8 protein-coding genes are annotated in these 15,999 nt (G+C 26.3%); all 8 read right to left on the bottom strand.

Going from position 1 to position 15,999, the window contains the following annotated elements; all coding sequences use genetic code 4:
- Nucleotides 1-114: 114 nt before the first annotated feature.
- From SGLAD_RS03800 to oppB, 8 genes are read right to left on the bottom strand one after another with little or no spacing between them, the layout of a single operon-like run.
- Nucleotides 115-2,364 carry an ABC transporter substrate-binding protein gene (locus SGLAD_RS03800; protein ID WP_134297736.1) on the bottom strand — a complete coding sequence of 750 codons (2,250 nt, stop codon included), beginning with the start codon at nt 2,362-2,364 and terminating at the stop codon, nt 115-117.
- Nucleotides 2,365-2,395: 31 nt separating this feature from the next.
- The gene (locus SGLAD_RS03805) at nt 2,396-4,627 is read right to left on the bottom strand and encodes an ABC transporter substrate-binding protein (RefSeq protein WP_166739171.1); all 2,232 of its coding nucleotides are present in this window, start codon (nt 4,625-4,627) and stop codon (nt 2,396-2,398) included.
- A 47-nt stretch (nt 4,628-4,674) separates the two neighbouring features.
- On the bottom strand, nt 4,675-6,909 hold the full coding sequence (locus SGLAD_RS03810; RefSeq protein WP_134297739.1) for an ABC transporter substrate-binding protein: 2,235 nt from the start codon (nt 6,907-6,909) through the stop codon (nt 4,675-4,677).
- A gap of 41 nt (nt 6,910-6,950) precedes the next feature.
- Entirely contained in the window at nt 6,951-9,254 is a 2,304-nt protein-coding gene (locus SGLAD_RS03815) for an ABC transporter substrate-binding protein (protein ID WP_134297741.1), read from the bottom strand.
- A 20-nt stretch (nt 9,255-9,274) separates the two neighbouring features.
- Nucleotides 9,275-11,443, bottom strand: coding sequence for an oligopeptide ABC transporter ATP-binding protein OppF (gene oppF / locus SGLAD_RS05485; RefSeq protein ID WP_134297743.1), 2,169 nt, complete (start codon nt 11,441-11,443; stop codon nt 9,275-9,277).
- A 15-nt stretch (nt 11,444-11,458) separates the two neighbouring features.
- Complete coding sequence (locus tag SGLAD_RS05490) at nt 11,459-13,390, bottom strand: oligopeptide/dipeptide ABC transporter ATP-binding protein (RefSeq protein WP_166739172.1); 1,932 nt, start codon at nt 13,388-13,390, stop codon at nt 11,459-11,461.
- Between the two features lie 10 nt (nt 13,391-13,400).
- Nucleotides 13,401-14,369 (bottom strand): oligopeptide ABC transporter permease OppC, encoded by a 969-nt coding sequence (gene oppC / locus SGLAD_RS03835; RefSeq protein ID WP_134297745.1) that lies wholly within the window; start codon nt 14,367-14,369, stop codon nt 13,401-13,403.
- A 16-nt stretch (nt 14,370-14,385) separates the two neighbouring features.
- Nucleotides 14,386-15,630 carry an oligopeptide ABC transporter permease OppB gene (gene oppB, locus SGLAD_RS03840; RefSeq protein WP_134297746.1) on the bottom strand — a complete coding sequence of 415 codons (1,245 nt, stop codon included), beginning with the start codon at nt 15,628-15,630 and terminating at the stop codon, nt 14,386-14,388.
- Between the last annotated feature and the right edge of the window lie 369 nt (nt 15,631-15,999).

The raw sequence follows: 15,999 nt of genomic DNA on the forward strand, positions 1-15,999 counted from the left end.
TAGTTTTTAATAAATAAAAAAAGTCCTTGAGTAGCATAAATGAATTAAAGAATAAAAAAACTTATTCTACCGAGTATAGAATAAGTTTAGTTAATATTTTAACTAGTTTTTAAATTAGTTTTTTCAAGGCAATCTATCTCTATGAGTAGTTTTATCTTGAAGGACTTCTTGTCTATTTTTTAAATATTGCTCTTTTAACGATTGAATTTCTTCATATTTTAGATATGAGCTATTAAATCCAGCTAAAGCATATTGAAATTCACTTAAACCATAAGGTTTTTTAGACATTGAAAATGGAGTTAATTTTGAAATTGAGAAATTCATTGAAGGACTTCTTCTTATTAAAGGCATTGCAAAATAATCTCTATATAAAGTTTCTGCTTCTAATTTCGCAAAACCTTCATTTCTTTTGTTAGGATCTGATTGAGTTTGATCGATATTTTCTAAATCTCTTGAATAATTATATCTTTCTATAAATAATTGTTTAGTTTGATCTTTTATAAATAGATCATTAAATAAATCTTGATGACCTTTTTCTAATCTAGAAAAAGCATCTTCTGCAGTTTCTTCTTTAAAACTTTTTAATGGAGTATTTTTATCATCAAATCCAAATAACTGACTAGTTCTAAAATGCATATTATGATCACCATTTAATTTAAGTGTATTAGAATAACTCATAGCATCTGCATAATCGGGACTTCATCCAGAAATTGCTAAGTCTTCTGTACCTTCGTCTAAGACGTTCTGATAATCATTTGGTGTTTGAGAAACAACTGCTGATACTTTAATTGGATTATTTTCTATGGCATTAAATAACTCAAACATTTCAGTAATACTTGCTCTTTCAAGAGTTGTTTTTGATGGATCAATAAAAGTATTTAATGTTATTTTTCCGTTATTAGCTAATACCGCTTTTAAATCATTATCAGTTTCTAGACTTGCTCTTAATTTGTTAGCAGCCTCTTTTTGAGCTGATTTTAATTTGTTTTTATCACTTGAAACTTCTTGGCCATATTGTCTAACTTTAAAAAAATCTTTTCCGTCTTTAATATCTTCTTTAGTTGTTTCTTTATTTGCTAATCCATTATATTTATTTTTTATTTGTTCTGCTTCAAATTCTTGAAAATCTTTTGAATCAGTTTTTATAAAATCAGCAGTGAATGTGTTTCTAATATTTGAAGAAACATTATTATTATTATCAAAGATCTTTGAATAGTATTGACCTCAAACATTTCTATCTAAATTGGCAAAAAAGAATTCTCTAGTTTCTTTAAATTGTAATAATTTTGATTTAATTTTTGATGCTGCTTTTTTTGAACTATCACCACTAAAGTATTCTGAGTTTAAAAAGTTAAAAAATAACATTTGTGTATAAGCATCTTCTGGGCTTTCATCATATTTAACTAAACCATCTGTTTGTTTTGGAGAGTTTGCATCGCCGACATATTTTTCTCAACCAGCTGAATCATTTGAGTTAATTTGATACTCATTAATTGTACCTGACTCAAATAAATTTCTTGTTTGCGATACATCTCCAGCAACATAATATTCTCTAATTCTATCTATTTTAGTTTCACTAGAAAAATAGTAATTAGGATTTTTATCTAATACTATTTGTGTATCAATTTTGAATTCTTTTGGTGTATAAGCACCTGAGTAGTAACCTTTTTTGAAATCTTTATCAACACTTGGATCTGTTAAAGTGTTTTCATGAATTGGAGAAAACACAGAATAAGTTAATAAAGTTTCAAAATAACTAGCTGGTTTTTTTAGTTTAAATTTAATTGTATTATTATTTTCATCAACAATTAAACCTAATTTTGATTTATTTTCTTCAAAAATAGTTGAAAAATCTTTTGTAGTATCAGTTAATGCTGCATACCTAATTTCTTCTGCACCTTCAATAAAACTTTGTCACAAAAAATATGAGTCCGCACTATTAGATGGATCTAAAACATATTTTGCTGTGTTTATAAAGTCATTAACATTAATGTTCCTAATAAGTTTACCTGTGTAATCAGACCAAGTTGCATCACTTCTTAAAATATATGTTCATTCAGTAAAATCTGAATTGTGCTCCCCTATATAAGAATCTTCTTTTGAAAAGTTTTTATTTGTTAATTTAAATAGTTCTCCAAATTCACGTCCATATTCATCAGTTGATAATGGAGTTGCATTTGTATTTGCAAGAACTTTAAAATCATTTATAGTCATTGTTCTTGCAGTAACCCAGTGTAATGGGTTATTTGTGTAATTTAACTTTAATGTATTTTCAGGATCTTTATTTTTTTTACAAGCTACAATATTTGTAACAGGTAATGAAATTAAAGTTACTGACATTAAAGATTTTAATAAAAAATTCATTACTAAAATACCTTTTTCTTTCTTAAAATTTTTACGCTCAAATATCAGAGTCTCTATTAGTTATAGGATTTTTTTCTACTTCAGCTTTTTTAGACTCATATTGTACCCTTAAAGCTTCAATTTCATCTGCTGATAATAATTCTGTTTTATAAACACTATTGAAAAATTTAGCTGAACTGCTTCCAAAAGCAACTCTTGAAAGTCTAAATGGCTCAGTTTTACCAATAGAAAAACTCATTTTTGCACTTCTTCTTATAAATGGCATTACTAAGAAATCTTTATATAAAGTTTGTGCTTCAAGTTTTGCAAAACCTTTATATCTTTCTTCGCCTTCTTTAGTTTTATCGATTTCTAAAACATCATTTGTATAGTTAAATCTTGATTCAAATAATTCTGATATTCCATTTTGCTCAACTATTAACTCTTTATAACGACTTTCATTAGCTGATTTTAATTTTTTATAAGCTTCACTAGCTGAACCGTTACCTTTAATACTTTCAAAACCTTTAAATCCGAATAATTGTTGTTGTCTCATGTATTGTTCATAATCTCCATCAATTTTTAAAGTTGATGAGTATGTCATTGGATCTTGATAGTCTGGACTTCATGAAGAAAAACATAGGTCTGATTGACCGTTTTTTAGCATGTCTGTGTATCCATTTCAATCAACCGCTTGTTTCTCATCGATTCTAATTACTCCAGAAGCTAATTTATTAAACTGAGCAATCATTTCTGATTTATATACTCCAACACTATTTGCAGATGTTGGATCTTTTGCACTAATTAATACGATTTCGCCATCTTTTAAAGCAGCATCTTTTGATTTTATGTCTTTAACTTTATCTAATAATTCTTTAAAGTTAGTTTTAAAAGCGTCAGAGTTTTGATCATCTGATCCTGCTAATAATTTTCTAACAAAATCGCTTCCATCCTGTAAATCAATTTTTTTAACTTCAGAGTTGTCACTCATAGTTACTTTTAAGTCTTTTAAAGCTTCAACTTCATAATCTAAATACGATTTACCTTTAAAGTTAATGAAATCAGAAGGTACATAAGTATTTCTTAATTGAGAAGATATTTTCGCATCTTTTCCATCATAAACTTTTGAATAATATGATGCTCAATCAGTTCTATTTATTCCTGCTTCAATTAATTGTCTTACTTCTTTATACTGTAATGCTCTAGAAGCTCTTAAACCTCTTGTTTTAGCATCACCAGTTCCTGAAACATAATCTGCATCTAAGTAGTTATAAAACATTAATCATGATGATGCATCATCTGGAGAAGATGTGTATTTTACCATTCCGTTTGTTTTTAATGGATCATTTGGATCTCCAACATATTTGTCTCAACCTAATTCATCATTTGGGTTCACGCCAAAAGTATTAATTGTTCCCGCTTCATATAGTTCTCTTGTTTTTGATGAACTTCCTTCTACAAAAACCATTCTAACTCTTTCTAAGTCAGTTTTATCTTTAAAATGATAATTTGGGTTTATATCTAAAATTATAGATGAGTCTTTTTTAAATTCAGTTGGAACAAATTGTCCAGAATAAAATCCTTTTTTAAAGTCATTAACCGTATTAGGATCAGATAAAGTTTCTGATGCAATCGGTGAGAAACAACTGTATGTAAGTAAAGATTCAAAGTATGGAGCAGATTTAGCAAGTCTAAATACAACTTGATTTCCATCAATAGCTTCGATACCTAATTTTTTAGCACTATAGTATTTGTTAAATATCTCATCAAAGTTTGAACCTTTAACAGATGCTTCGTTATATAATTCGTTAGCTCCTTCTATAAATTCTTTTCAAATGTTTATAACTTCAGAAGCATTTTCAGGATTTAAAACATATTTAGCAGTATTAATAAAATCTTCATTTGTAACACTACGTATTAATTTTCCTTTATAATCACTTCAAGTTGCATTGCTTCTTAAAGTATAAGTTCATACTTTATTATCATCAGATTTTTTACCCACATTTACAGAAGCAGCTGAATAGTTTGTATTTGTGAAACTGAATAAATCTCCATAAATTCTACCATATTGGTCTGTTGCAAGCGGACTTGCATTTGTGTTTGCTAAAACAGCATTATCTTCTGCATTAAATGTTTTAGCAGTTAATCATTTTTGTGGGTTAGCCCCAAAAGTTGTAACAACAGTTTTAGCAGGGTCTTTACCTTTTTTACAAGCAACAACACTACTAGTTACAACTGTTGATAACAAACTAATTGACATTAGTGATATTAATAATTTTTTCATTTCTTTTTTCCTCATTCTTTATAATTATTTTTATATATTTTTTTATTTTATGATCAAATATCTGAGTCTCTGTTTGTTGAAGGATTTATTAAGACTTCATTTTTTTTATTTTCATAAATTTTTCTTAATTCTTCAATTTCATCATAAGTTAGTAAATTAGATTTATAAACACTGTTAAAGAATTTAAAAGAACTACTTCCTGCTGCACTTCTTGAAAGTCTAAACGGCTCACCTTTACTTATTGTAAATGTCATTTTCGGACTTCTTCTCATAAAAGCCATGACTACAAAATCTTGATATAAAGATTGTGCTTCAAGTTTTGCAAAACTTTTTATTCTTTCTTCTCCATCTAAATTTTTATCAATATTTAAGACTTCTTTTGTGTAGTTAAATCTTGATTCAAATAATTCTGATTTATTGTTTTGTTCAACAACCACCTCTTTGAATCATTCTTCATTTTTTTGTTTTAAATTTTTATAAGCATCATTTGCTGTAATTGTTTCTGAAGTGTTTATTGAGTTAAAATCTTCAAATTTAAACAATTGTTGTTGTCTCATGTATAAATCAAAATCCCCATCAATTTTTAAAGTTGATAAATAAGTCATTGGATCTTGATAGTCAGGACTTCATGAAGAGAAGTTTATATCTGAATCTCCATTTTTTAGCATGTCACTATAACCGTTTCAATCAACTGCTTGTTTTTCTTCAATTTTAATTACACCCTTAGCTAATTCATTAAATTGTGCTATCATTTCTGATTTATATACTCCAACACTGCTTGCAGATGTTGGATCTTTTGCACTAATTAGTACAATTTCACCATCTTTTAACGCTTCATCTTTTGATTTAATTTCTTTAACTGTATTTAATAATTTTGTAAAACTATTTTTATAAGTATCTGAGTTTTTATCATCTGAATTGGTTAATAATTTTCTAACAAAATCACCTCCATCTTGTAAATCGGTTTCATTTACTTCTTTATTATCATTCATAGTTATTTTCAAATCATTTAAAGCATCAACTTCATATTGTAAAAAGTTTTTACCTTTAAAATTAACAAAATCAGAAGGTACGAATGTATTTCTTAATTGACTAGAAATATTTGTATTTTTTCCATCATAAACTTTTGAATAATAAGTTGCTCAATCGGTTCTGTTAAGTCCTGCTTCAATTAACTTTCTAACTTCTTTATATTGCAATGCTCTAGAGGCTCTTAAACCTCTATTTTTGTTTGTACCTTTTGTATAATCTGAGTCTAAATAGTTATAAAACATTAATCATGATGCCGCGTCATCTGGAGATGTTGTATATTTAACTACACCATCTTTTTTTAAAGTTTCATTTGGATCTCCAACATACTTTTTTCAACCTAATTCATCATTAGAATTTAAATTGAAAGTGTCAAGAGTTCCTGCTTCATATAGTTCTCTTTCTCTTGAAGAACTTCCTTGTGAAAATACCATTCTAACTCTGTCTACATCAGTTTTGTTTTTAAAATGATAATTAGAATTTTTGTCTAAAACTACATATATATCTTGTTTATAATCGGTTGGGACAAATTGTCCAGAATAAAATCCTTTTCTAAAATCAGTTATTAACCTACTATCTTGTAATGCTTCTTCTGGAATTGGTGAAAAACAACTGTATGTTAGTAACGATTCAAAATATGGTGATGATTTTGTAAGATTAAATATAATTTTATTTCCCTCACCAACTTTAATTCCTAATCTATCGTTTTTACTATATTTTTCAAAAATTACATCAAAACTTTCTGAGTTGTTAGTCTTTGCTTCATTGTATAATTCATTCGCTCCAACAATAAACTCTTTTCAAATATTAATAAGTTCTGAAGCATTTTCGGGGTTTAAAACAAATTTAGCTGTATTAATAAAATCTTCAGTTGTAATTGCACGTATAAATTTTCCTTTGTAATTGCTTCAACTAGCTTCGTTTCTCAAAGTGTAAGTTCAAGTTTTATTTTTATTTGAGCTTTCTCCTACATAAGGAGCATTTGCTGAATAATTATTATTTGTAAAACTAAATAAATCTCCATAAATTCTACCATACTCATCTGTTGCTAATGGATTTGCATTAGTATTTGCTAATACATTTATATCCTCAGCACTAAAAGATTTTGAAGTTAATCATTTTTGTGGGTTTGCTTTAAAAGTTGTCACGATTGTTTTTTCAGGGTCTTTATTTTTTTTACATGCAACTACGCTGCTTGTAACAATTGTTGATACCAAACTAATTGACATTAGTGTTGTTAGTAATTTCTTCATATTTATTCCTCTCGTTGTTAATTGTTATATAAAAATTAAAATTATTGACTTCAAATAATAATATCTCTATTTGAAGTAAGATCACTCTCTACTTCACTTCTTCTTTCTTCATATTTTTTTCTCAAATTTTCAATTTCTTCATATGTTAATAAATCTTTTGTGAAATTACTATTAAAATAACTGCTTGAACTGCTTCCAAATGGAGATCTAGACCTTTTAAAAGGCTCGATATGAGATATTGAAAAGCTCATTTTTAAGCTACCCCTCATTAAAGGCATAACAAAGTATTCATCATACAATGTTTTTGCCTCCATTTTTGCAAAGTCACTATATCTTTGATCAAGTGTTTGATTATTATTAGTGTTACTTGAATCAATGCTTTCACCAGCATCAATTTTTAAAATATTTTTAGTATAGTTGTATCGTGATTCAAATAGTGGTGAAATACCTTCATTATTTTCAACAATTACATCTTCAAACTTTTGCTTATTAACATTTTTTAGTGAATTATATGCTTCTGTTGCATTTATACCTTGTAATGTGTCAAAGCTTTTAAAGTTGAAAAGTTGATTTTGTCTTAGATACATATCATAGTCACCATCAAGTTTTAGCGTTGTTAAATATCCCATTGGATCTCTATATCCAGGACTTCAACCAGAAAAAACTAAATCTGATTTTCCGTTTTGAAGCATATCGACATATCCATTTCAATCAGCAGCTTTCACTTCTTTAATTTCTATGAAATTATTTTCGATTTTATTAAATTTTTGAATCATTTCACTTTTGTAAGCACCCACACTTGCAGATGAAGTTGGATCTTCAGCAGATACCAGCAATATTTTTTTATTACTTTTTATAAGTTCGCTTAATGTTTTGTCATTTTCTACGGCTTTTTTAGCTCCATCAATAATTTTTGACATATTTCTGTTAAATGATGTGTCATTTAAGTAATTTGATGCAACTGAACCAGTATTTGCCAATCTTAAAAAATCGGTTTCATCTACTAAATCACTTTTTTCAACTACTTTATTGTTAACTTTTTGAAATTTCATTTCATTTAAAGCATCTACAACATAATCTCCATACTGTTTTTCGACACTTGTATTTACTAAATCATAAGGTACAAATGTATTCCTTAAATTTTTTGACATTTCAGAATTATTGTCATATATTTTAGAATAATATGTCAATCAATCAGTTCTATTTATACCTGACTCAATTAACTTACGTATTTCTTTGTATTGTAGTGCTCTTGAAGCAATTTTTGCTCTATTTTTACTTTCTGCATCACCAGAGATATAATCTTGATTTAAAAAGTTATAAAACATAACTCATGTCGTTATATCGCCTGGTGAGCTTGTGTATTTAATCATACCATTTGTTTTATTTGGATTATTTGGATCTCCAACATATTTGTCTCAACCTGCTTTATCATTTGAATTCACAGCAAATTCATTAATGGTGTTTGCTTCAAACAATTCTCTACTTTTTGAAGCACTACCATTTACAAAAACTTTTCTAACTCTATTTACATTTGTTTTTTCTGCAAAGTAATAGTTTTTATTTTTGTCTAAAATTAATGATGAATCTTTTGCGAAACTTGTTGGCAAGAAAGGACCAGAATAATAACCTTTTTTATAATCATTATTGATACCCGGATCTTCTAAAACAGCACTATGAATCGGTGAAAATGCACCAAAACATAAAATTGACTCAAAATAAGTTTCTGATTTATTTAGGGTAAATTGTATTTGATTAGCTCCAATTTTTTGGATACCTAGTTTTTTGACTCCATTTTTACCTGTATAGTATTTATTAAATAATTCATCGAAATCAGCACCTTTAACAGAAGCTTCTTTATATAAATCACTAGCTCCATAAATATGTTCATTTCATTGATTAATCAAATCCGAAGTATTTGAAGGATTTAAAACATATTTGGCAGTGTTTATAAAGTCTTCTATTGTGATTATTCCTAAAACATTACCTTTATAATCACTTCAAGTTGCATTATCTCTAAGATTGTACGTTCATTCTTTATAGTTACCATTGTGTTTACCAATATATGGATCATCTTTAGAATAATTTGTATTTGTTAATTTGAATAAATCTCCATAAACTCTGTCATACTCATCAGTAGCCAATGGAGTTGCATTTGTATTTGCTAATACATAGTAATCTTCTGCATTAAAAGTTTTCGCTGTTACTCAATTTTGAGGATTAGCTCCAAATGTTGAAACAACTGTATTTTTAGGGTCTTTATTTTTTTTACAAGCAACAACAATACTAGTTGTTGATGTTGATAGTATACTCATCATCATTAATGATGTTAATAATTTTTTCATCACTACTCCTTAATTAATAATTATTTTATCTTTTTAATTTTTGATTGATATTCTTTAGCTTCTCTATTGTTTAAATAAACAAAATGATCTTTTGATAATTCAATAAACCTTGGCAAATCAAATATATAGTCATGATGTTCTTTTTCAGGATCGTACACAAAACTTATAGTTTCTCTAGCTAAAGATGGTTCAGGTTGAGGTATAGCAGACAATAAAGATTTTGTATAAGGATGAATTGGATTTTTAAATAATTCATCTGCTTCTGCTAATTCTACAATTTGCCCATGATATATAACAGCAATTCTATCGGTTATAAACCTAACTACACTTAGGTCATGAGCAACAAATATAAATGTTATTTCAAGTTCTTTTTGAAACTTTTTAAATAAATTTAACACTTGAGCTCTAATTGAAACGTCAAGAGCCGATATCGGTTCATCTGCAATAATTACTTTAGGTTTTAAAATTAAAGATCTTGCAATTCCAATTCTTTGTCTTTGACCACCTGAAAATTCATGAGGATATCTTGAAAGATGTTCTGGAAGCAATCCTACAGAATTTAATACTTTTAAAATTAAATATTTCTTTACATCTTTTGCTTTAACATCCTTAATGTTATCAATTTTGTTTTGGTTATTTGAATTATAGTAATCCATATACTCTTTTTTGGCTTCATCAGATTTATATAGATCAGGATAATTGATAAGACCTTCTCCAATTATTTCTTCAACAGACATTCTGTCATTTAAAGAAGAACTTGGATCTTGAAAAATCATTTGAATATTTCTTCTGTTTTCTTTTTTTGTTTGATAACTTGATTGTTTATTTATGTAAGATTTTTTAACCAGTTTGTCAATAGAAGGTAGTTCTAAAAACTCTATAAATTGTTTTATATTTTTTTGCTCATCTTCAACTATTTCTATTGATAAGTTTTTTCAAGTATAAAACTTTTGCACCATTTCTTCATCTTTAACAACATCTTTTATAATAATCTTTTTGATATACATGGCCTCTTTAAATAAGTTATTTATTTCATTTTCAGTTAAATTTTTTTTAGTAAAAACTTTATTTTTTAAATCATTTTCAAAATCAGTGTTCAATAGTTTGTTAGCTAAAGCCTCTAACTTATTTCAATTAATAGTTTCGTTCTTAAATTCTTTTAAAATTTTAAAACATTCATTAATTTTGATATTTGATTTTGATCAAAAATCTCTTAAATATTCTTCTAATAATTTTTTTTCTTTTACACTGTTTTGATCTGAACTATTAGATATTTTAATTAACTGATTTTTACACTCTTCTAAGAATCATTTTCTTGAAACATAAACTTTTTTATAATACTTAGGTAACTGATTATTTTTAATTTTTTCAGGCGCAGTTAATAAAGTGTTTTCTTTTTGAATACTCTTAACAAAGTCTATTTTTTCTAATAAATCATTGTTTTTTGTAACAACATCATCTAACTCTATAAACAATTTTTTAAAAATATCACTTACTTTATAAGTTTTTTGTAAGTCTTTTTTTGAATCATTTAAAAGTTTATTTGTTGATAAATATATAGATTCTAATATTGATTTTAATTCACTGATTAATAAGTTGACTTGTTTTTGCTTTTTAATTATTGATTGTTCTAATTCTAATGGAATTTCTTTCACTTGATTACTAATGTTATTAACAAATCTCATAATTCGTTCTTGTTTTACAATGACTTCATTAATAATTATTAAACAATACTTATACATATCAGAAATGAATCTAATTTTATCAACTTGTAAATCTTTAATAAGTTTTTCTTTAATGATAGTTTGTGTTTGTTTATTTTTTTGTAATTCTTTTTTCAAATCAACAACAAGTGCTTTTAAGAACTTTGTTACTGAAAATATTTTTCTTTCAAAACTATTAAGTTTTAAAGAGATTGAACTATTTAATTTATGTAAACTAGAGCTTTTACCGGCAACAATAACATCTTCCATGTAAATTGTTCCGTCACTTAAACTTTGAACCCCAACAACACCTCTCGCAAGAGTAGTTTTACCTGATCCTGATTCTCCTACAAGTCCAAAAATTTCTCCTTTTTGAATATCAATTGTTGTTTCTTTTACAGCTTTAAGTTTTTTACCTTTATCCCTAAAAATTATACTAACGTCTCTTATTTTTAGAAAAGCATTGTTTCTTTTTGAATTTGTCATAGTCTTATCTTTCTATTAATCTTCTATTTTACTTCTTAAATCTTTTAACATTTCAGGTTTATTAGTTTTTGGAGCTCTTTGATCTAATAATCAAGTTTTTGCATAGTGTGTTTCACTAACCTTAAACATTGGAGGTTCATAAATTTTATCAACTTCTAGCGAATACTCACTTCTTAATGAGAACGCATCTCCTTCAATTTTTTTAAATAATGAGGGTGGTGCTCCTTTTATAGAAAAAAGTTCTTTACCTTTTTCTCCTAATTGTGGCAATGCCGATAAAAGTGATCACGTATAAGGATGCTTTGGATCATGAAATATTTCATCTGTTAGGCCATATTCAATAATTTGTCCTGCATACATTACAGCAACTCTATCTGCCAATTTAGCAACAACTCCTAAATCGTGAGTAATAAATACAACAGTAAATTTATATTCTCTTTGTAATTCTTTTATTAAATCTAATATTTGCGCTTGAATCGTTACATCTAATGCGGTCGTTGGTTCGTCGCAAATTAAAATTTTTGGTTGTGAAGCTAAAGCTATTGCTATAACAACACGTTGTCTCATTCCTCCAGAGTATTGTCCTGGAATATTTTTATATCTTTTTTTTGCATCTTTTATTCCAACTTTTTCCAATAATTTAATAGCTTCTTCTTTAGCTTTCTTCTTTGAAAATTTTAGTTTTTTTCTTAAAACTTCAGATATTTGAAATCCTACTGATAATAGAGGGTTTAAAGAAGTCATTGGATCTTGAAAAATAGTTGAGATTGTTTTTCCTCTAAGATTTCTTAAAGATTTTATTGCTTTTAATTTATTAATTATTTTTAATCCTTTTATATCTTTGTATCTACTAATAATCTGATTAAACTCTTCTTTATCTATAACAGACTTAGTCATTAAATTTATAATAAACTTTTCAATCATAATTTCAATTTCAAAATTATAGTAATTAGAGTTAAAAATGTCTAAAAAGTTATATATTTTTTTATTAAACAATTCATTTGTAGATGCGTCTTTAAGATTGTTATATTCTTCTAAAAGCTTATTTAATAAATCAAATCAATATTCTTTTGAAATATCTTTTAAAAATAATTGTTCATAAAAATCAGGCATTGCGCTCTCTAAATATAATTTATTTCTATTAATAAAATGATCATTATTACTTTTCTTTATTAAATTACCAATTAAATTAATTTTATAAGATAACATTAAAACTTTATGGAATTTATTATTAGATATTTTTTTTGCGTCAACTGAAGATACAATTCTTTTAAAGAAATTAATAGTATCACCAATAAGAATTTTATCAATCAGATTAAGTCCTCTTATTTTTCTTTTATTTACTTCTAAATTAAATATTTTTTCCTCATATTTATCATTTACTTCGTTTCAGTATTTAACATCTGTTGCACATTTTTTTTCATTTTTATAACTTTTTAGCTTTGAGTTTAAAAAAGAAATCTTAATATTAGTTGAATTATTAGAACTAAATTCGTCATTTTTGTTTTTTAATCCTTCAATTTTATTTTCTAATTTTAATATTTGATCATTAATATTGTCAATATTTAAAGAACTCAATTTTTTGATTTGTTTTTTAACTTGATTAATTTCATTTTTAGTATTTTTTACAATTGATTTAATGGTGTACTTATCTGCAATATCTTTTTGCAAAGATACTAAGTCAACTTGTTCTTTGAAATAGTTATTTTCTTTATTAAGATCACTTGGGTAATAAATAATAGATCCTTCACTTATAAATCCATTACTTTCTAACATTCCTGTAAATGTTTTTGTAACAACTGATTTTCCACTACCTGATTCACCAACAATAGCTAATATTTCTTGATCATAAATATCTAAAGATACATTTCTAATTGCTGTTAAAAATTTTTGTCTAACTTGAAATTTAACCTCAATATTGTTTAAAGCTAATATTTTTTTATTCATAATTTTATTCCTATCTATGTAACTTTGGATCTAGTGAATCAGCAAATATTTTCCCAGTTATGAAAAATAATAATGATATTCCCCCAATAAATGATATTGGAATTATTATTAAGTGTGGATAAACTTGTCATGCAGTATCTGCAATAACTTCATTTAAAATTGATCCAAGTGAAGCTTCTGTAATACTATTAGTTACAAAACCAAAGTTGTAATAAGCTAATAATGAATCTAAAGCAATGGCATTAGGAACAGCAAAAGAAGCTGTTTGAATTACTATTGGTAATATTTTAGGAAGAATGTTTTTTAGCATTATTCTAAATCCTTTTGTACCTAAAATTTTTGATGCTACATTGTATTCAGCATTTCTAACAAGAATTGTTTGAACTCTAATAACAGATGCTATTCCTATTCAACTTGTTATTGATATTGCGCCGATTAAAATACCTATTTTAGCTTCACCGCCAAACAAGAATATTACTAGCAATCAAAGTATTAAAGATGGAATTAATGAAAGAAATCTTACAAACTCAATAAAAAATAAATCTAATCTTGAGTAATAACCTCAAATTAATCCTATGATTATACCTACTGAAATTTGTACAATAGAAATTATTACTGTAAATACCAATGTAGAACGTGAGCCAATTCACATTTTATTTCAAAGATCTTCTCCTCTTAAACCAAGCCCGAATCAGTGTTCAGAATTTGGTTTTGCAGGTAACTTATCTGGTCTATCCAAAGGAACTGGAGATTCACCTCTAGCGATTGTGATAGCCATTATAATGAATATAATTAAAACCAATAATGTAAGTAAAAAGACTTTACTACTGAAAACTCTTTTCATAACAGATTTTCAATAACTATATGGTTTTGTTTCAATAGATTCAACTCTTTTATTGTCTTCATCTTTTGAAAAAACAAATAAAGAGGCATCAACATTATTTTTATTAAAATTTTGTTTAATATATTTAAATTTCATAATACTCCTTTACTAATTATTTTTTAGTTAATTTCACTCTTGGGTCTAAAACAACCAATAAAATATCTCCAAGCAATGAAGAAAATACTCCAACTCCAGCTGATAAAGTTATATAACCCAAAACAACAAATATATCACTTGAGCTCACACCATTTAATATAAATTTACTCATTCCAGGCGCAGCTCAAAATCTTTCTACAAGAATACTTGATCCGAATAATGATAATATTAATGCCGCTGGAACTAGTCTAACAATACGGATTCCAGCATTTCTAAAGATATGTACATAGAATATATAAGCCGAACTAAGACCTTTTGAAACTGCAAATTTTGTATAATCAGAGGTCATTTCATCAATTACATATCTTCTTGTTTCAATAACAATTGAAGGAATAATTAATAAAACTACTCCGAAAATAGCCATTAGATTAGTAACTTCACTTTCACCTCATATACCACCAGAACCTAAATATTTTAAAGATATCAATCAGAATATTGATATTAATATTGTTGCTGGTGTAGATATTAAGATTAAAAACAATCATGTTATTACATTGTCTACAGGTTTTTCTTTATTTTTAGAAGCAATAATACCAAGCGGTACTCCTAACACATAAGAAATTAAAACTGCTGAGAATCCAATAGTAAATGAAATTGGTATAGCTTCTTTAAAAGAATCCATAACAGGATAGTTAATTATTCCATTAGATTTATTCATAATTAAACCTAATCAAAATCATTTTCTAACGGGTTCATCTCAAACAATTCCCATGTGACTTACCTTAAGAGGTACTGTTATGTCTTTAGGTATGAAAAATGTAATATTTCTTCAAAAATATAGTATCTGTTTAATCATAGATCCATATATTCCTAAAGCTATTTTTTGATTTTTAACTCATTCATCTCACTCTGGGCCATCCAAAGGTATTGGTGGTTTTGAATAGTTAAAATCGTTCATAATAGCAGAGTCTTTAAGAGTTGATACCATTAACACATAAACTACTGCTAAGGCTAAGTATAAAGTTAAAAATGAATATGCTATTCTTTTTATCGAATAAGTAAGCAAGGGAGTTTTTTTAAAAAATTCCCTGTTAATATTTCTGAATTTTTGAAATGAGTATTTTATCTTTTCAAAAAACGCTGATTTACTATCAGAATTATTTAATTTACTTTCAATATTTTCAATCATTTCATCTAGATTATTTATGTTTTTAATTTCTAGATTAGTTTCTTCATTTAATTTAAAAACGTCTTTTTTCATAATTTTTTCTTTCTAATTTGATTTTTTAGTATCTTTTAAAATTACAATATAATTTTATCTTTTAATTGAATAAACTTAATTCAAATTTAAATAATTGTAATTTAATTAATAAGTTTAAACTTTTAGTTATGATGGTATTTAAACAAATAAAACTCCTACTTATGAACATCACAAGTAGGAGTTTTATTTTATTAAATCTAATAAAAAATAACTGTCCTATTTATAAATGTTTATTAAGAAAAGAATTTATGCAAAACAAAATATTAATGTGTTTAACATTATTTTCCATAAAAGGTTTGGTTTTTGTACTTAAAAACATTATAATTCCTCCACAACATTATTATTTTAACAAAAAAAATTGTTAATTTA

The organism is Spiroplasma gladiatoris (assembly GCF_004379335.1).
Lineage (GTDB): Bacteria > Bacillota_I > Bacilli_A > Mycoplasmatales > Mycoplasmataceae > Spiroplasma_A > Spiroplasma_A gladiatoris.